14 protein-coding genes are annotated in these 18,086 nt (G+C 72.2%); 3 read left to right on the top strand and 11 right to left on the bottom strand.

Going from position 1 to position 18,086, the window contains the following annotated elements; genetic code table 11:
• Positions 1–27 precede the first annotated feature (27 nt).
• Genes ACQP2F_RS27535 through ACQP2F_RS27515 form a run of 5 tightly spaced genes read right to left on the bottom strand, consistent with a single transcriptional unit; the run spans position 28 to position 5,562 of the window.
• Positions 28–942 (bottom strand): pirin family protein, encoded by a 915-nt coding sequence (locus ACQP2F_RS27535; protein ID WP_433292257.1) that lies wholly within the window; start codon positions 940–942, stop codon positions 28–30.
• A gap of 10 nt (positions 943–952) precedes the next feature.
• The gene (locus ACQP2F_RS27530) at positions 953–1,351 is read right to left on the bottom strand and encodes a pyridoxamine 5'-phosphate oxidase family protein (protein ID WP_433292255.1); all 399 of its coding nucleotides are present in this window, start codon (positions 1,349–1,351) and stop codon (positions 953–955) included.
• Complete coding sequence (locus tag ACQP2F_RS27525) at positions 1,348–2,763, bottom strand: DUF2252 domain-containing protein (RefSeq protein WP_433292253.1); 1,416 nt, start codon at positions 2,761–2,763, stop codon at positions 1,348–1,350. The genes ACQP2F_RS27530 and ACQP2F_RS27525 overlap by 4 nt, the downstream gene beginning before the upstream one ends.
• A gap of 22 nt (positions 2,764–2,785) precedes the next feature.
• Positions 2,786–4,033 carry a DUF1501 domain-containing protein gene (locus tag ACQP2F_RS27520; protein WP_433292251.1) on the bottom strand — a complete coding sequence of 416 codons (1,248 nt, stop codon included), beginning with the start codon at positions 4,031–4,033 and terminating at the stop codon, positions 2,786–2,788.
• Positions 4,034–4,035: 2 nt separating this feature from the next.
• Entirely contained in the window at positions 4,036–5,562 is a 1,527-nt protein-coding gene (locus tag ACQP2F_RS27515) for a DUF1800 domain-containing protein (protein WP_433292249.1), read from the bottom strand.
• 116 nt (positions 5,563–5,678) lie between these two features.
• On the opposite strand from ACQP2F_RS27515, the gene ACQP2F_RS27510 reads away from it, so the two are divergent.
• Together ACQP2F_RS27510 and ACQP2F_RS27505 are read left to right on the top strand one after the other, a co-directional pair.
• A complete protein-coding gene (locus ACQP2F_RS27510; RefSeq protein ID WP_433292247.1) occupies positions 5,679–6,722 on the top strand; it encodes an ROK family protein in 1,044 nt (347 codons plus the stop codon).
• 110 nt (positions 6,723–6,832) lie between these two features.
• Positions 6,833–8,812 (top strand): pre-peptidase C-terminal domain-containing protein, encoded by a 1,980-nt coding sequence (locus ACQP2F_RS27505; RefSeq protein ID WP_433292245.1) that lies wholly within the window; start codon positions 6,833–6,835, stop codon positions 8,810–8,812.
• A gap of 57 nt (positions 8,813–8,869) precedes the next feature.
• On the opposite strand, the gene ACQP2F_RS27500 is transcribed toward ACQP2F_RS27505, so the two are convergent.
• The 6 genes from ACQP2F_RS27500 to ACQP2F_RS27475 form a co-directional block, all read right to left on the bottom strand.
• Positions 8,870–12,481, bottom strand: coding sequence for a WD40 repeat domain-containing protein (locus tag ACQP2F_RS27500; protein WP_433292244.1), 3,612 nt, complete (start codon positions 12,479–12,481; stop codon positions 8,870–8,872).
• Between the two features lie 5 nt (positions 12,482–12,486).
• The gene (locus tag ACQP2F_RS27495; RefSeq protein ID WP_433292242.1) at positions 12,487–12,819 is read right to left on the bottom strand and encodes an STAS domain-containing protein; all 333 of its coding nucleotides are present in this window, start codon (positions 12,817–12,819) and stop codon (positions 12,487–12,489) included.
• An 81-nt stretch (positions 12,820–12,900) separates the two neighbouring features.
• Complete coding sequence (locus ACQP2F_RS27490) at positions 12,901–14,109, bottom strand: S1C family serine protease (protein WP_433292240.1); 1,209 nt, start codon at positions 14,107–14,109, stop codon at positions 12,901–12,903.
• Position 14,110: 1 nt separating this feature from the next.
• The gene (locus tag ACQP2F_RS27485; RefSeq protein ID WP_433292238.1) at positions 14,111–14,767 is read right to left on the bottom strand and encodes a MarC family protein; all 657 of its coding nucleotides are present in this window, start codon (positions 14,765–14,767) and stop codon (positions 14,111–14,113) included.
• Between the two features lie 8 nt (positions 14,768–14,775).
• A complete protein-coding gene (locus ACQP2F_RS27480) occupies positions 14,776–16,011 on the bottom strand; it encodes an arginine deiminase (RefSeq protein ID WP_433292236.1) in 1,236 nt (411 codons plus the stop codon).
• Between the two features lie 18 nt (positions 16,012–16,029).
• Positions 16,030–17,442: a basic amino acid/polyamine antiporter gene (locus tag ACQP2F_RS27475; RefSeq protein ID WP_433292234.1), complete on the bottom strand. Its 1,413-nt coding sequence runs from the start codon at positions 17,440–17,442 to the stop codon at positions 16,030–16,032.
• Positions 17,443–17,564: 122 nt separating this feature from the next.
• Here ACQP2F_RS27475 and ACQP2F_RS27470 point away from each other — a divergent pair, with 122 nt between their 5' ends.
• Complete coding sequence (locus tag ACQP2F_RS27470) at positions 17,565–18,041, top strand: peroxiredoxin (protein ID WP_433292232.1); 477 nt, start codon at positions 17,565–17,567, stop codon at positions 18,039–18,041.
• Positions 18,042–18,086 lie beyond the last annotated feature (45 nt).

Genomic DNA, 18,086 nt, shown 5'->3' with positions numbered 1-18,086 from the left:
CGACGATCCGCCGGGCGGGGGAGGCCGTCAAGTGCGAATCCGTCCCCTGGGTACCAACCGCGTCAACGGCATCGGGGGTGCGGGCAGCGGCGGCCCGTCGTAGCCGAGCACCTCGCCGAACCGGGGCGTCCGCGACTCCCAGTCCGCGCGCATCTGGACGACCTCGTCGTGGTCGCGGGCGACGAAGTTCCACCACATCACCAGGCGCTCCGCGAACGGCTCGCCGCCGAGCAGCAGCACCCGGGTGGGCGGGCCGGCGCCTAGCCGCACCGACGAGCGCCCGGACCCCAGATAAAGCAGCGGTCCCGGCTTGACCTCCGCATCGTCCACCGTGGCCGCGCCGTCGAGCGCCAAGATCGCGTATTCGAACCCGGGGTCGAGGGGAATCGCCGCGGAAGCCCCGGCCGCCAGCGTGAGCTCGGCTCCGACCAGGGGCGTATGGGTCCGGGCGGGCGAGGTCGCGTCGCCCAGCGTGCCCATCAGGACGGTCGCGGTGACGTCGCCCAGGGCGACCACCGGAAGATCGGCGTGGTGGGCGAAGGCCGGGGGCACGTCTCGGTCCGCGTGCGGCAGGGCAACCCATAGTTGTACGCCGTGAAGCACCCCCGAGTTGACCCGCGGGCTCTCCTCGGAATGGCTGATCCCGCGCCCGGCCGTCATCAGGTTCAGCTGCCCGGGCCGGATCTCCTGGCGGTTGCCGAGGCTGTCGCGGTGCAGCACCTCGCCGGCGACCAGCCAGGTCACCGTCTGCAGGCCGGTGTGCGGGTGCGGACCGACCCGCATGCCCGCCGTGTCGCCGAGCTCGTGCGGCCCGTACGCGTCGAGGAAGCACCACGCGCCCACCATGCGCCGCTCCCGGTTGGGCAGTGTCCGCGTCACGGCGAAGCCGCGCGGACCGCCCAGCGCGACCGGCGCGCCCTCGAGCAACTCGAAATCGCTCACGAAGCCGACGCTACGCGGTGAACGGGCTCGAGCCGAGAACCTTCGTCACGCCGATCTCGATGACCACGCGCAGCGGGTTGGGCCGCGGCGTCCGGTAGCGCTTCGCGTAGAGCTCCTCCGCGTGCCGCACCGAGGCCGGGTCGTCCTTCACCACGGCCAGCCCCTCGACCGTGGTCCAGCGCGCCCGATCGACCTGGCACACGGCGACGCGTGATTGGCCATTTCGGATATGCCGGACGTGGGCGGATGTGGACGACGAGATCACGCGGCAGACACCGTCGGCGAGCGTGGCGCCGACCGCCACCACGTGCGGCGACCCGTCCTTGCGCAATGTCGTCAGCGTGCACAGATGGCGCTCGGACCAGAACTCCGCCAGCACCAGGCTGGCGAGCGAGACGATGCCGCTCACGCGAGCGTCTCCGCCGGCAGCACGCCCCGCCGCACCGCGCCCACGAGCGCCGCGTGGTCCCGCTCGACCTGATCGGCGTACGCCCGCGCGAACCGGCACAACGAGTCCGCGAGCTTGTCGCTCCCGCCGATGTATCCCGCGATCATGGAGGCGCCGCTCGTGCGCGCGTGCGATTTCGCCAGCAGGAACCCGCAGATGCCGGCGTAGTCGCCGAGCGCGTCGGCGTCGATGTCCTCGACCACGATCGCGCCCTTCATGTCGCGGAATTGGCGGACGTAGAACTGGGTGTCGCCGACCGTGGTCCAGCCCAGCAGCGGGTCACTCACGGTCTGCAGCGCCTGCTGATACTCCACGACCCGCTGGCCCTGGTGCCGGTGCCACGCCGCCTCGCCGTGCTGGTGCACCGCGATCACCGACCGGCGGGCCTGCTTGAGCTGGAGGAACACCACATCGTCCGGGTTGCTGCCCTCGCAGAGCGCCACGTACGCCCGGAGCCCCACCGAGCCGACCCCGACCACCTTGTGCGCGATGTCGACGATCCGGTAGCCGGCGAGGATGCGGGCCCAGTGCGGCGGCAGTGTGTTGAGGTAGCCGTCGAGGGACTCGGCCAGCGCCTCCCACTCGGCCTCGCTCGGCCGGGTGATCACCGGTGGCTCCTCGACCAGCTTGAAGGTGCCGTCCCGCCGCTCGGTGAAGCGCGGCAGCGCCCGGTCGCTGGTCCGCCGCCGGGCGCGCCGGGCGGCCCGCTCGATCTCGTCGCGGAAGCTGGCCCGGGACGCGGCCGAGCGCAGCTGGTCGACGTCGAGCCGGTCGAACGAGCGGCCCAGCAGCGGCCGCTCGGCGAGGTGGGCGAGCTGCTCCCGGTACTCGGCGACGCAGTGCTGGACGGCGTCGGCGCAGGCGCTCTCGCGGAACCCGTTCTGCCGGCCGGCCACGTAGACGCTGACCGTGAGCCGGCGCAGGTCCCACTCCCACGCCCCGGGGTGGGCCTCGTCGAAGTCGTTGAGGTCGAAGACCAGCTCCCGCTCGGGCGAGGCGTAGAAGCCGAAGTTCCCGAGGTGGGCGTCGCCGCAGATGACCGGGGTGATGCCGGTGGCGGGCAGGGCCGCGAAGTCGTCGGCCATGATGTTGGCCGAGCCGCGCAGGAACGCGTACGGCGAGGACACCATCCGGCCGATCCGGAGCGGGACGAGCCACTCCTGCCGGCCGGCGTTCTGCTCGATCACCTGCCGGACCGGGTCGGCCCGGTCGTCGGGCGGCGTCCAGTACGCCATATCCGACCGGTGGGCGCGCTCCCGCAGCGAGCGGCCCAGCTCGTAGCGCTCGGCCCGGGGCCGGGCCGGGCGCCGCAACGACGTGAAGCCACCGTCCCCGCCGATGTCGAGGACGCTGTGGTTACTCGCTGGTTCCATCACCGGCCAGCCTAAACGCCGTTCATGAACGGAGGGTGGCCAGCCCGAACGTGGACGGCTTGACGCCGGGGAACACCTGATCGAGCGACCCGAAGCCGCACCGCTTCTGGAGGATCTCGCCGATCACCGAGCGGTAGTCGGTGGTGGCCGCGAGGTCCCCGTCCAGGAGCGCCGCGGGGGACAGGCCGGGCCAGTTCGCGTACACCTTGCCGCCCTTGATCCCGCCCCCGAGCAGCAGCATCGCGTTGCCGTGCCCGTGGTCGGCGCCGTGCGAGGCGTTCTCGGCCACCCGCCGGCCGAACTCGCTGATGGTCAGCACCGTCACCGACTTCATCGCCTCGGGGCCGAGGTCGGCGGCGAAGGCGGCCAGGCCGGCGGCCAGGTCGGTGAGGTTGTCGAACATCCGCTGCCCCTTGGCCGCGGTGCCCAGCGCGTTGTGCATGTCCCAGTCGCCGCTGTCGACCGCCGCCGTCACCAGGCCGGACCTGGCCTTGATCAGCCGGGCCACGTCGCGCAGGGCGGCGCCGAGGTCGCCGGCGGGATAGGCCGCGCCGTTGGCGGCCTGGTACGTGGCCGACCGCATCGACGCGCTGGCGGTCAGCGCCTTGCCGGCGGCCAGGGCCGGTCCCGCCTGCAGGATCGGCGCGTCCGCGTACATCGTGCGGAGCGCGGCGGCGATGGGCCGCTTGTCCGATTCCCCGGCCAGCGTGAACTTGTCGATCGCGGCCATCGAGACGGCCGGCGTGGGCCCGGCGAACAGGCGGGCCGGCATGGCGTGGCCCATCGAGACGCCGGCGAGCGGGGCCGTGGCGCCGGTGACGCCGAGCATCCGGTCGAGCCAGCCGCTGCGGATCGAGGTGCCGGGCGCCGCGTTCTCCATGGCGTCCATCGCCGCGAAGTGCGAGCGGGTCGGGTTGCCCTGGCCGACCGCGTGGACGGCGGCGAGCTGGCCGGCCTTCCACAGCGGCAGCAGCGGGGCCAGCGCCGGGTGCAGCCCGAACGTGCCGTCCCCGGCGATGACCTGGGACTTCGGCAGGGCGATGGTGGGCCGCGCCCGGTAGTAGTCGGTGTCGCCGATCGGGGCGATCGCGGAGAGCCCGTCGAAGCCGCCACGCAGCGAGACCACGACCAGGGTGTCGCCGGTGTAGCCGCCCTCGGCGTGACCGGGCTCGGCGAAGACGAGGCTGGTGGCCACTCCGGCGGCGCCGGCGGCACCCAGAAGCGTCCGCCGGCTGATGGCGGCGTGCTCGGAACATCCCGGGAACTTCATGATCACCTCAACTGGAAGGTCGGCGAGTCGAGAACGAGCGCGATCAGGTAGGGCGCGCTCCCGGCCAGGGACTTGTCGGAGCTGGTCAGAGGACTCGTCGGCAGCTTTCCGGCGACGCTGAGCACGGCGGCGGTGTGCGCGGCCGGCAGCTTCGCGCCGGTCAGCCGTACGGCGAGCGCGTCGACCAGCGCGCCGTAGGTGCCCGGCAGCGCCGCAACGAGCGACCGCAGCAGATCGGCGGGACGGGTGAGCTGGCTGGGGTACCAGCCGGTGGCCAGGTTCAGGTGCAGGTTGCAGCGCAGCAGGAAGGAGGACGGCGACGCCCAGGCCGCGGCCACGTCCGGGAAGCCGTTCGGCGGGGCCCACCGGAACGGCGCGTTGCCGGCGTCGACCATCGCGTTGTAGAGCGCGTCGAGCGCCTTGATCCCCGAGGTCTCGGGGCCGAGACCGAGCGCGCGCACGGTGGCGATCATGTCCTCGAACGGGGTGCGGGTCTTCTGAGCGCGGGCGGCACCGAACTCGGCCGAGGTGAACAGCGCCCGCAGCACCGGCACGATCGCGGTGTCGTTGTCCAGGTAGATCTTGGCCAGGCGGGTCACCAGCGAGGCCGGCGGCTCGTCGGCCACGAACCGCTGGCACAGCCGGGCGGCGATCCGCTGGGCGGTGGCCGGGTGCCGGGCCAGGTGGTCGGCGAGCGCCATCGCGCCGGCTTCGCCGTCGGCGGGCGAGGCGTTGGGGTGGGTGAAGCCGAGGACCTTCACCGCGCCGGTGGCGTGCTTCGCGGGGTCGTACGCGTACGCGCCGGCCTTGGTCACGGTCAGGCCGGTGAGCAGCCGGGCCGCCTGCTTCACGTCGTCCTCGCCGTAGACCAGGCCGACCGTGTGCAGCTCCATGAGCTCGCGGGCGTAGTTCTCGTTCGGGTGGGTCTTGGTCGAGGAGCGGTTGTCGAGGTAGGTGAGCATCGCCGGGTGCTTGACCGACGCCTTGAGCATGTCGGCGAACTTCCCGAACGTGTGCTTGCGGATCACCTGGGCCTCGTAGTCGGGCCGGCTGTCCCACACGCCGCTGGACGGCGCGGTGATGTGCAGCAGGTTGCCCCAGAACTGGGCGACGACCTCGAACAGCTGGCGGTTGCTCCACGCGGCGCGGGCCACGACCGAGCGGCCGAGCTGGCCGAACGCCTCGTACGAGTGCACCTTGATCGCCGACCGCACGGTGGCGATCGGCGCGGTGGCCAGGGGCAGCCGGGTGAGCAGCGACTCGACCCGCGCGTCGTCGATCGCGGCCGGGTTCAGCTGCCGGTCGAGCCAGCCGGTGACGCCGAGCTTGGTCGCCTCGGCCAGGGTCGCCGGGGTCGGCCCGAAGGTGGCGCGGCGCAGCAGGTGCGCGATCGGGTCGGCGGCGACCAGCGTGGCCGGGTCGAGCGCGGCGGCCGGGGCGGCCTCGGCCGGGGCGGCGGCGAGCAGACCGGCGGCGGAGGCGGTGGCGGCACCAGCGGCGGCCAGGAGCGTACGGCGCGTCGTCGTCATGCCTGACCGTTCGACCCGTACGCCGGGACGCGTCGCCGCTGCAACCGTGACTAACCGAGCCGCAATCCGCTCGCACCCGTATCACCCGAGGCGGAACCGGACGTACGCTCACCCATGTGGATCAGTCAGAACCGGTACGCACCCCCGCCTCCTGGGTAGTCGTCGGCCTCGACAACGGCGGCACCTGCAACAACGCCACCGTCCTCGACGCCACGGGACAGTTCCTCGTCGATCACCTGGTGGAGAATCCGAGCCTCGTGCAGGACGGCCCCGAGTCCGCGGTCGAGGCCCTGGCCGAGGCCTTCCACAACATCATCGAGCTGACCAGCACGCCGCTCACGCTGGTGCGCGCCGTCGGCCTGGACACGCCCGGCCCGGCCAGCGCCACCGGGGTGATCTCGTCGAAGGGCTCGACCAACTTCAACCAGGTCTCCTGGCACGGCTTCGACATCCGCGGCGCCCTGGAGGCCAAGCTCGGCCTGCCGGTCATCTACAACAACGACGCCAACGCCGCGGCCCTGTACGCGCATCACCGTCACTTCGGCGACCAGGCGATGAACCGCTCGTCGGTCGCCGCGATCGTCGGCACCGGGCTCGGCGGGGGAGTCGTGGAGAAGGGCAGGGTCGTCAGCGGCGCGGCCGGGATGGCGGGCGAGCTCGGCCACGTGCAGATCCCCCTGCACGGCGTGCTCGAGGACGACCAGCCGGTGCCGGTCTGCAACTGCGGCTTCGAGGGTGACGTCGAGAGCATCGCCTCGCTGACCGGCATCAAGAACAACCTGTTGCCGTACTGGCTCGCGAAGTTCCCGGACCACCCGCTCGCCGCCGAGCCGATCGGCAAGGCGGCCAAGCTGCTGCGCGGCTACGGCGAGAAGGAGGACCCGCTGGCGCTCGCGGTGTTCGGGCAGCAGGCCAAGGCGATCGGAAAGCTGTTCACCATCGCCGCCAACTTCACCGACCCCGACGCGTACCTGCTCGGTGGTGGTGTGGTGGAGGCCGCGCCGCGCTTCCGGCAGTGGTTCCTCAACTCCGTGCGGGAGCACACCCAGCTGCGGCAGGAGCAGCAGGCGGCGTCCGGCTTCGCGCTCTGCGCCGACCTCGACATGGCCGGCGCCCGGGGTGCCGCGGTCGCCGCGCTGGAGCGTGTGCAGGCGGCGTAAGCGGATTGTTACGGCATATCGACAACTCTAGATATTGACGTTCGTCGTGAGTAACGTCCCTTCTACCATCCGTGACCGGGGGGTCCGGATGAGCCGAAGGGGGACCCCTGATGCGACGGAGCATCGCAACCATCTCCGCGGCCGTGCTGGGCCTGGCGCTGATCGCGCCGGGCGCCGCGCACGCCGCTCCCACCGCAGGCACACCCACCAGGGACGGCGGGCTCAGCCCGGCCGACAAGGCCTCGCTGGCCGCCGGGGTCGGCGTCGCGCCCAAGGCGCCGTACGGGACGAAGCCCAAGGGGCCGAACCCGTTCCTGGCCGACGTGCCGGACGCCTCGAAGGTCGACTACGCGGGCTGGGCGAACTACATGAAGGCCCAGTCGGCGGCCAGGTCGGCGGCCCGGTTGAAAGCGCTCTCGTCCTCGTCGAAGGCCGCCGCCGCCACGCCGGCCGTCGTCGTCGACGAGGACGAGATCGACGGCACCTACGGCGGCAACGACACCCCGGCCAACGCCCAGCGCGTGACCGGGTTCGGCACCGGCTCCGGCCAGTACTCCAAGATCCGGGTGCTCGGCAGCCTCGACAACGAGGCGGTCAGCACGCCCAGCGTCCCGGCCCCGGCCGAGGACAACGGCTCGATCCCGCTGGCCGGCGACACCGGCATCGGCGACATCCGCAACGGCGCGGTGATCAACGCACAGATCGGCGACGGGCCGCACGGCCACACCACCGGCGACGGCAGCAACGACTTCGACTTCTACAAGATCAGTGCGGTGGCCGGCAAGGTGCTCAAGCTGACCACGGCCACCCCGACCGGGCCGCTCGACACCGTGCTCGAGCTGTTCGCCCCGGACGGCACGCTGCTCGCCGTCAACGACGACTTCACCGGGCTGGACAGCCAGATCACGTACAAGGTGACCGCCGGCGGCGACTTCTACCTGGCCGTCGCCGCGTACAGCGGCCTGCCCGCCGACCCGTTCGACTCCGGTTCCGGCGGCGGGATCGGCGACCCGACCCCGCCGACCGAAGGCCCGTACACGCTGATCCTGACCTCGGGCGGCGTCGACCAGGACTTCTTCGCGGTCAAGCTCAGGCCCGGCGACGTGCTCGGCGCCTCGGTGAAGGGCTCGCCGTCCTACCTGACCGTCTACGACACCGCCCCGCGCGAGGTGCACGGCTCCGAGCAGGACGCCTCGTTCATCTACCCGATGGCCTCGCCGCTGCCCGGCGGTGGCAACGCGGTGACCGACTACGTGGCGACCAAGGCCGGCTGGCACTACGTCGCGGTCGAGGCGGGCTCCGGCGCGTACGACATCACGGTCGAGGCCTACCGTCCCGCCCTGCAGGGCAGGACGCCGAACCAGACGCTGTTCCTCGACTTCGACGGCGAGCGGGTCAACACCGGCATCTTCGGCGGTTCCGGCCAGCGCGACCTCAGCCCGTTCGCGGCGTTCCTGGCCAACTGGGGCCTCACCCGGGCCGACGAGGACGCGCTGATCGACGCCGTCACCGCCGGCGTCACCGAGAACCTGAAGAAGGACCTGGTCGCCAGCGGCCTCAACACCAAGTTCAAGCTGAAGATCAAGAACAGCAAGGACGACGCCGACCCGTGGGGCAACGCCAACACGAGCCGGATCATCGTGGGCGGCACGATCGACGAGTCCGGTGTCGACACCATCGGCATCGCCCAGAGCATCGACCCCGGTAACTTCGAGACCTCCGAGACCGCGCTGGTGCTGCTCGACGTCCTGAGCGCGCCGGCCGGCGACTCCGAGGCGTCGCTCAACACGTACCTGACCTCCTCCAGCGACCGCATCAAGTTCCTCGGCCAGGCGCTGAGCAACGTGATCTCGCACGAGGCCGGGCACTTCTTCGGCAACTTCCACACCGACAACCAGGACACCCAGGCCAACCTGATGGACGCCGGCGGCACCGGCTTCGCCACCCTCTTCGGCGTCGGCCCCGACGGCATCGGCGGCACCGCCGACGACGCGGACGTCGACTTCGGCGACAGCCAGTTCCTCCCGTCCGAGGGCTTCACCGGCACCGAGGACACCCTCGGCCGCGTGGTGTGGGGCCTGACCAGCTAGACCGATCGTGCGATCCCGGGTGGCCGCTCCCGGTCGGGGGCGGCCACCTCGTCGTCCTCACCGGTCCTCGATGCGCAGCAGCTGCACGCCACCGCCGAGATCGCCGACCGCGAGCCGCATGTCCTCCGCGATCGGGCTGAGACACCAGAGGACGGTCTCGAGCCCGACCCTCGACCGCAGCCGGCGCGTGGCGAGGTCCCAGATCGCCAGCGTCCCGTCCTCGGAGACGGAGAGCAGACGACCTCCGCCGGGACCCGGTGCCAGGCCGAGAACCCAGCCGTCGTGCGCCTCGATGTGCCCGGCGTCGTCGCCCGAGGCCGCGGACCAGAAGCGGATCACGCCGTCGTCCCCACCGGAGGCGACCAGGTCGCCGTCACCGGTGAAACAGACGGCGAAGACGGGCACGTCGTGCGCGGCGACCCGGTGCTCGAACGTGTTCAGGTCCCAGATCCGCACCGTCCCGTCCTGTGACGCCGAGGCGAGCATGCCGCCGGCCGGCGACAGCGCCAGCGTGTTGACGGCGTCGGTGTGCCCGGTCAACGGGCCGCGCGGCGTCCAGTCGCCGTCCAGCAGCTGGTAGACGCGGCCGTCCTCGGCGCCCATCCAGAACGACCTGTGGTCGGGCGCCGCGGCCAGGCATCGGATGCCGTCCACCCCCGGCACCGGCCGCCGGAAGGCCAGCCGCCCGTCATCGACGTCCCAGACGTAGAGCTGGCCGAGGGAGCCGGTGATGGCATACCGGCCGTCCGCGGACAGCGCGAGGCTCTGCGCCCAGCCCTGGTGCGGGCAGGTGTGCAGCAGCGTGCCACCGGCATCCCAGATCCGCAGGGTCCAGTCCTGCGCGACCGACAGCACCCGGTCGCCGGCGGGGGTGCGGGCCACCGCGCTCACCCGCCGGCTGTGCGCCATGGGCGGGTCCGGCGCCGCCGGTCCCGGCCGAAGGCTCCAGACTTTCACCGTGCGGTCCTGGCCGCCGGTCACCACCGTCGCGCCGTCGCCGGACACGTCGACGGCGAAGACGGTGACCGCGTGGCCGTCGAGACGCTGCGCCGCGCGGTCCGCGGCGATGTCGATGACGTGTCCGGCCGCACCGGCCACGACCACGGCATGACGACCGTCCGGCGTGACCGCGACGTCGTCGGTGTTCGGTGGACCGGCGAACTCGCCGACCTTGGCCGGTGGGTCCACCGACCAGACCTCGCCGAGGCCGCCCTGCGAGCCGGAGACCACCCGCCCGCCGTCGGCCGTGACGGCCAGCGCCGTGATGCCGGCGCCGGGCTCGTCGAGGCGCCGGAGTGCACCGGTCGGCAGATCCCACACGGCCAGCGGCCCACCGTCGGCCACCGCGACCCGGGACGCCGAGCGACCGCCCACCACGTCGCGGATCGGTCCCAGCCCGTCGGCCTCGCCCCGGACGTCACCGGTGGCGACGGCCCACAGGCGCAGGGTTCCGTCGCGGCTGCCGCTGACCGCGTGCCGGCCGTCGAGGACGATCGCGACGGCCACGACGCGATCCCGATGCCGCACGGGCAGGACCCGGGACTCACCGGAGTCCAGGTCCCACCACGTGATCCGGCCGGTCTCGTCGCCGAGCACCGCCCATCGACCGGCGGCATCGACGGCGGCACAGCCGAACTCGGCGTCGTGCCGCAGGCTCCGCACGTTCCGCCCGGTCGCCGTCCGCCACAGCCGCGCCGTGCGATCGGAGGAGGTGGTCACCAGGGTCCGACCGTCCGCGCTGAGCGCCGTGCCGGTGACCCACCCGGTGTGCCCGATCATCGTCAGGCGCAGATCCGGGGACGCGGCGCGCCGGTCCCAGACCCGGTGCAGGAAGAGGCCCGCGTGCCCGGCCCGCGCCCGGTCGATCTCCTCCCGCAGCCACGTCACGCCCAGCGCCCCGGCCCGCAGGTGCAGCTGCTGTATCGCCGACATCCCGCTCCCGGCCCCGGCTGCCCGCCGGAGGTGATGGGCCTCCAGCGCGCAGAGTCGTTCGACGTCGTCGATCCGGGGTGACGAGACGACCGAGCGACCGTCCCGCAGATCGGCGAGCAACTCGTCGACTCCGAGCCGGGTCACCTTCTGCGCGATGAACTCCACCGAGGTCAGCAGGTCGATCAGCGCGGCGGTCAGCCGCCGCTGCCGGCCGGGCTCGGGCTCGTCGCCGGAGCGAAGAGCGTCACTCAGGTGGGCCACGACGTGGGCCAGGGTGTAGCCGTCGACCGTGGACGTCCAGTCCGGCTGGTGCCGGCGCAGGGCGTTCCCGGCCACCCGCGCCTGCCAGTCAGCCCGGGGCACCGCCAGGTCCGGGTGCTCGCGGGCCGTGTCGTCGCTGGTCAGGAACGCTTGCATGGTCGCGTGGAACAGCCGGTACCGGCCGTCCTGTCGCAGGAGGAAGGGCCGCATCCGGCCGATGGCGGACGTCGTCGTACCGTCGTCGCCCCGTATGCCTGCCAAGATCCTGATCTCCGCCGGGGAAACCGGTTCCCGCGCCGTGGCCAGCATGCCCAGGACGGGACGGTAGAGCGCCTCCCACGCCGGAACGAGCACGTCCTCGCCGAGCCGGTCGCCGGGGACGGAGAGGTGCTCACCGCCGACCTCGTGGCGGAGCAACGTGAGCAGGAGGGCGTAGAGCTCGTCCAGCTCGTGCGGCAGCCGCCCGGGGGAGAGCAGCTCCTCGACCCGCCGGGCGGCGCCGGGCTCCGTCGCCGCCTGCTCGATGGCGTCGAGCACCGTGCGCAGGTAGAGGAAGTTGCCGGCGGCGGCCGGGACGACCTGCCGCACCGCGGCGGCGGCATCGTGCCGGCCGCGGGCCAGGAGCCGCTCGACGGCCGGACGAGCGAAGATGCGGCTCGCGTACGCGGTGAGGTCGGCGTCGACGTCCTCGACCACGTCGTCGAGGGGCAGCTCTCGCAACCACCGCTGCTGCCGTCGGCGGAGCGGGTCGAGCAGCACGTCGTCCGGCCGGGAGGTCAGCACCAGGCGCACGTTCGCCGGCAGCTCGTTCACCGCGGCGAGCCAGTCCAGGACGGTCTCGGTGGGCAGCTGATGGCGCAGCTCGTCGAGCCCGTCGACGACGATGACGATGCGCGCACCCGGGTCCCGCGCGGCCAGCTCGTGCGCCGGGTCGAGGAGGGCCAGGTCCTGCAGGTCGGGCAGCGGGATGAGCCGCTCGTCGCCGACGACGCGTTCGAGGTCCACCCCGACCACCCGGCCGGACACGCCGGTCGTGTCCTGCACCACCCGGAGCGCGACGGTCCGGAACGGCGACGCGACCAGCTCACCGATCCGGGCGCCGACCATCTCGCCGGTCTCGTCCACCCGGCCGGCCGTCTGCCGGACGTCGATCTCGACGCCGGAGGTGAACAGCTCCGGCCGCCGGGCGGCCAGCTGATGCCCGATCGCGGTCAGGAAGGCCCGCGCCCCGCCCGAGTTGAGCGGCTGCCGGCTGTCGCGCCGGATGAAGTAGCGCAGACTGCCGGCGTGCCGATCCACGAACCAGGCCGCGAACGCGGTCTTGCCCCAGCCCGGTCGTGCGGTCAGCAGGAGGCAGCGGCATTCGTCGCCGGCCAGGGCGGATTCCACCCGGTCCCGCAGCCACCGTCGTTCGACGAGGCCGGCGCGTAGCTGGTCCTCGACGAGATCGGCGGCGAACAACCGCGCGACATCCACCGCGCTCAGTCCTTGAGGGCGGTCGCCACGTCCGGGAACAACGCCAGATACTCCGTCAGCCCCAGCGTGTCGAACAGCCGGCGCAGGAAGCCGCTCGGCGCGGCCAGCCGGACCCAGCCGCCCCTCTCGGTGGCCCGCCCGTGCGCGGTGACCAGCACGCCGACCCCCATCGAATCGCAGAAGTCGAGGCCCGACACGTCCACCACGACGTGGGGGCTGGGTCGTTCGACGAGCCGGTTGAGGTTCGCCTTGAGCGAGGGAGCGGTGTCGATGTCGAGGGAACCGCGCAGCACCAGCACGGCCGTGTTCGGCGGGTGGTGCGCGACCGAGACCTGCATGGCGATGTCGCTTTCGGTGGAGAGCGGGGGTGCCGAACAGCCTATCGACCCCGCCTCGCGAGCGCGCCCGGTGGATCTTCCCTACGCCAGCGTCACCGTCGTCGTCGCCTGTTTGCCGTCCCGGGTGTACTCGACGCGTACCTGGTCACCGGGCTTGCGGCCGACGGTGGCGAGGAACTTGGTCTCCGGCCCGCTCATCTGCCGGCCCTCGATCCCGGTGATGATGTCGCCCTCGCGCAGCCCGGCCTTCCCGGCCGGCCCGCCCGGATCGACGGCGCGCACGTACATCCCGGCCGGCACCCCGAACCGCTGGGCGACGGCGGGCGGGACCGGCGCGGTCTCCAGACCCAAGGACGGCGGCGTGTACGACCCATGCGTGATCAGCTGATCGGCGACCACCGTGGCCACGTCGACCGGGATCGCGAAGCCGATGCCCACGCTGCCGCCCCCGGCCTGGCCCGCCGCGTTCGGCACCGTGGCGATCGCGGTGTTCACCCCGACCAGGTCGCCGGCGCAGTCGACGAGCGCCCCGCCCGAGTTGCCGGGGTTGATGGCCGCGTCGGTCTGCACCGCGCCCGGTAGCACCGCGGTGACGCCGTCGTCGGCCGGCACCGGCACGTCCCGCCCGAGCGCGCTGACGATGCCGCTGGTCACCGTGCCGGAGAGCCCGAGCGGCGCGCCGAGCGCCACCACCGGCTGCCCCACCCGCAGCGCCGACGACGTGCCGATCCCGATCGTCGGCACGCCGGCCGGCAGCTCGGTCTTGAGCACCGCGAGGTCCACGCGGGGCGCCCGCCCGACGATCCGCGCGGGCGCCGACTGCCCGCCGCTGAACAGCACCTCGATCGCCCCGGAGGCGCCGGCCGGCGAGATCACGTGGTCGTTGGTGAGGATGTACCCGTCGTCCCGGATGACCTCGCCGCTGCCGTTCCCGGCGCCGGCCCCGGTGGAGACGCCGACCGTCACCACCGAGGGCAGCACCTCGTCCGCGATCGTGGTCGCCACGCACGCGGCCGCCCCGCCACTGGCCGCCGACGCCGAGCCTCCGGTGTCGGCCGCCGCATGCCCGATGAGCCCGCCGGCCAGTCCCGCGACCAGCGCGACGATCACGCCGGCGGCGACAAGCGTCCCGGCGGAGTGCCGCGAGCCGGGCGAGGCGGCGCCGGCGGGCGAGGCGGCGCCGGCGGGCGAGGGGGTGCCCGCGGGCGAGGGGGTGCCGGCGGCCGGGGGAGCGCTGGCAGGCGGCACGGGTGCGCCGCCGACTGGGGCGGGCTCGGGCGTGCTGGTCATCTCAGCCCCTTCCGGCGCGGGCGAGCACCAGGTCGGTGAACCCGTTGCTCAGCAGGATCACGGCGATGGCGGTGAGCAGGATCCCGGCGATCCGGTCGAGGAACTTGCTCGCGGCGGGCGAGATCCGGCGTTCGACATGGCCGGCGGCGTAGAGCGTCACCCCGGTCACCAGCCCGTACGCCACGGCCGCGATCGACAGCAGCAGCCGGCCGTGGTTGTCGCCGACATCGGCCGAGGCCGCCGCCGAGATGGCGAACGTCGCCCCGCCCACCGTCAGCGGGAACGTGATCGGCGTGAACAGAACATTCCTTTTGTCGGCAACCGGAGGCGCCGGCGCCGACGCGGCGGGAGCGACCTCCTCCTCGACGTCCGCGGCCGTGCCCCGCATCATCGGCACCGAGGCGAAGATCAGCGCGATGCCACCGGTGGCCGTCAGCGCCGCCGGGCTGATGCCCAGCAGCTCCAGCAAGGGGTCGCCGATCCAGATCGCGGCCAGCACGAAGACCGCGACGTTGAGCACGAGACCGATCGCCAGGCGCATCTGCCGGCCGTGGTCGAACGGGCGCACCACCGGCAGGTAGGACGACAGCGCCGCGACGGGGCTGTAGAGGCCCACCAGCGCCAGGAAGAGCGCCAATGCCTCGTACCTGATCGACATGGTTTAATCTAGAAAGTGACGGCGTCGCGGCTGATCGGGCAGGTCATGCAGTGCCCGCCGCCGCGGCCCCGGCCGAGCTCGGCCCCGACGATCGTGATCACCTCGATGCCGGCCTTGCGCAGCAGCGTGTTGGTCAACGTGTTCCGGTCGTAGGTGAAGACGACCCCGGGGGAGACCGCCACCGCGTTGTTCCCGCTGTCCCACTGCTGGCGCTCCGACGCGTACACGTCGCCCCCGGTTCCGATGACCCGCAGCTCCTTGAGCCCGAGCGACTCGGCGACCACCTCGACGAACGGCGTGGTGTCGTGGTCGATGACGTCGACGGCGCCGCGCTCGCCGGGCAGCAGCGAGAACGCGTGGATCCCGTCGACGATCGCCGGGTAGAGCGTCACCACGTCGATGTCGGCGAAGGTGAAGACCGTGTCCAGGTGCATCGCCGCGCGCAGCTTCGGCATGCCGGCCACGATCACCCGCTCGGCCGCGCCCTGCTCGAACAGCGCCGCCGCCACCTGCGTGATCGCCTGCCGGGAGGTGCGCTCGCTCATGCCGACCAGCACGACGCCGTTGCCGACCGGCATCACGTCGCCGCCCTCGAAGGTCGCCGCGCCCCACTCCTTCTCCGGGTCGCCCCACCAGATCGTCGAGCCCTGGAAGTCCTGGTGGAAGCGGTAGATCGCCTTCATCAACAACGTCTCGTCATGCCGGGCCGGCCAGTACAGCGGGTTGAGCGTCAGCCCGCCGTACAGCCAGCACGTCGTGTCGCGGGTGTAGAGCGTGTTCGGCAGCGGCGGCATCAGGTACTCGCGCGCGCCGGTCGACTCGCGGGCCAGCGACACGTACCCGGACCGGAAGTCGCCGGGCAGGTCGGAGGTGGCGAGGCCGCCGATCAGGAACTCGGCCAGCTTCCGCGGCTCCAGCGTCTCCAGGAAGCCGCGGGTGTCGTCGACCAGGCCGAGACCGACCTCGTTCGGCACGATCTTGCGGTCGAGCAGCCACTGTTTCGCGGCCGGGATCGCCATCGTCTGGGCCAGCACCTCGTGCAGCTCCAGCACCTCGACGTCGCGCTGGCGCAGCTTGTTGACGAAGTCGGCGTGGTCGCGCTGGGCGTTCTCCACCCACAGGACGTCGTCGAAGAGCAGGTCGTCCGCGTTGGTCGGGGTGAGCCGGCGGTGGGCCAGGCCCGGCGCGCAGACCAGGACCTTCCGCAGGACGCCGACCTCGGAGTACACGCCGTGCGTAGGCATAGTGCTTCCTCTCACTGATCAGATGGAGATCCAGCCCGCGGCCAGCGCCACGATCCCGGCGATCGCGCCGGCCACGGAGACGACCAGGATGACGAGCTCGCGCGGGCTGAACACCCGCCGGCCCTGCTCGCGCCGGGCCATCACGAACAGCACGGTCGCGGGGGCGTAGATGATGAAGGACACGAGGACGAACTTCAGGCCCGCGGCGAACAGCAGGAAGAGGGTGTACGCGGTGGCCAGCCCCGCGATCGCCAGGTACCGGCCGCGGGCCAGCCGCAGCGCGTAGCCGGCCGCCAGCAGGAACGGGATCAGGGTCAGCGCGCTGGTCAGGTCGAGCGCGAAGTTGAACGCGTCCTCGGAGAAGTAGGTGACGACCAGGACGATCTGGATCAGGATCGTGGTCAGCAGCAGGGAGTTGTAGGGCACGTCCCCGTGCCGGGTGACCGCCAGGAACCTCGGCATGTCCCGGTCCTTGGCCGCCACGTAGAGCACCTCGGCCGCCATCAGGGTCCAGGCCAGGTACGCGCCGAGCACCGAGACGATCAGGCCGACGCTCACGAAGACGTTGCCCCAGGTGCCGTACGCGGCCTCGAGCACACCGCCCATCGACGGTTGCCGCAGCTGGGCGATCTGGTCGTAGGGCAGGATGCCGTACGAGACGATGGTGACCGAGGCGAAGATCGCGAAGACGCTGAGGAAGCCCAGCACGGTCGCCCGCCCGACGTCCTCGCGCCGCTCGGCGTGCCGGGAGTAGACGCTCGCGCCCTCGACGCCGAGGAACACGAAGACGGTGACCAGCATGGTCCCGCGCACCTGGTCGAAGAGCGAGCCGACGTCGGCGTTGCCGGTGAAGTTGTCGGCGAACACCTTCGGGTCGAGCGCGAACAGCGCCAGGAAGACGAACACGATGATCGGCACGAGCTTGGCGATCGTCACGATCCGGTTGACCACGGCCGCGTCCTTCACCCCGCGCTGCACCAGGAAGAAGAAGACCCAGACGCACACCGTGGAGAGCGCCACCGACAGCAGCGTGTCGCCCTCGCCCAGCGCCGGGGCGATCGCGCCGACGGTGCTCATGATCAGCACCCAGTAGGTCACGTTCCCCACGCAGGCGCTGGCCCAGTAGCCGAAGGCCGAGAAAAACCCCAGATACTCCCCAAAACCGGCTTTCGCGTACGCGTAGACGCCCGCATCCAGATCGGGACGGCGCACCGCCAGGTACTGGAAGACGAACGCCAGCATGAGCATGCCGGTCCCGGCGATGACCCAGGCGATGATCGCCCCGGCCACGCCCGTCTCCTGGGCGAAGCGCCTCGGCAGCGAGAACACGCCGGCCCCGACCATCGACCCGACCACCATCGCGGTCATGGTCATGAACGTGAGGCGCTGGGGCGCGGTCACCTCGGCGGTGGCCGTGTCGGAGCTTGCCATCTGTCCTCCCCCCGCCGGGACGCAGAGGGCCAGACTTGCCCAGGCCCGCTCGGACCGGTTCATCCCGCAGGGATGAGCGCCGCCACTGTTACCGGCCGGTAGGACCGGGTAGCTTGCTTGACATGGCAAACAAGGGTGACGTGATCGAGGACTTCGAGCTCCCCGACCAGGACGGCGTGCCGCGACGGCTCAGCGAGTTCCTGGCCGGCGGCCCGGTCGTGCTGTTCTTCTACCCGGCGGCGATGAGCAGTGGCTGCACCGCCGAGGCGTGCACCTTCCGCGATCTGGCCGCCGAGTTCCGCGAGGCCGGCGCCCAGCGGGTCGGCATCAGCCGGGACAAGCCGGCCAAGCAGAAGCAGTGGGCCGAGCTCAACGGCTTCGACTACCCGTTGCTGAGCGACCCGGACAGCACGGTCGCCGCGAGCCTGGGCGTGAAGCGCAAGCTGCCGCTCGGCCCGCTCAGCACCAAGCGGATGACCTTCGTGATCGACACCGACCGGACCGTCCTCGACGTGATCCACTCCGAGACCAACATGCAGGAACACGCAGCTCAGGCGCTTGCGACGCTGACCGCGCGCCGGGGAACCGGCGCCGCGTAGATTTCTTTCGCATGGGACTGCACAAACCGCGCCCGCGAGCCGTCT

The organism is Actinoplanes sp. CA-030573 (genome assembly GCF_050951115.1).
GTDB lineage: Bacteria > Actinomycetota > Actinomycetes > Mycobacteriales > Micromonosporaceae > Actinoplanes.
Note: the sequence above shows the minus strand (reverse complement) of the source record. Positions and strands in the feature narration are given on the sequence as shown.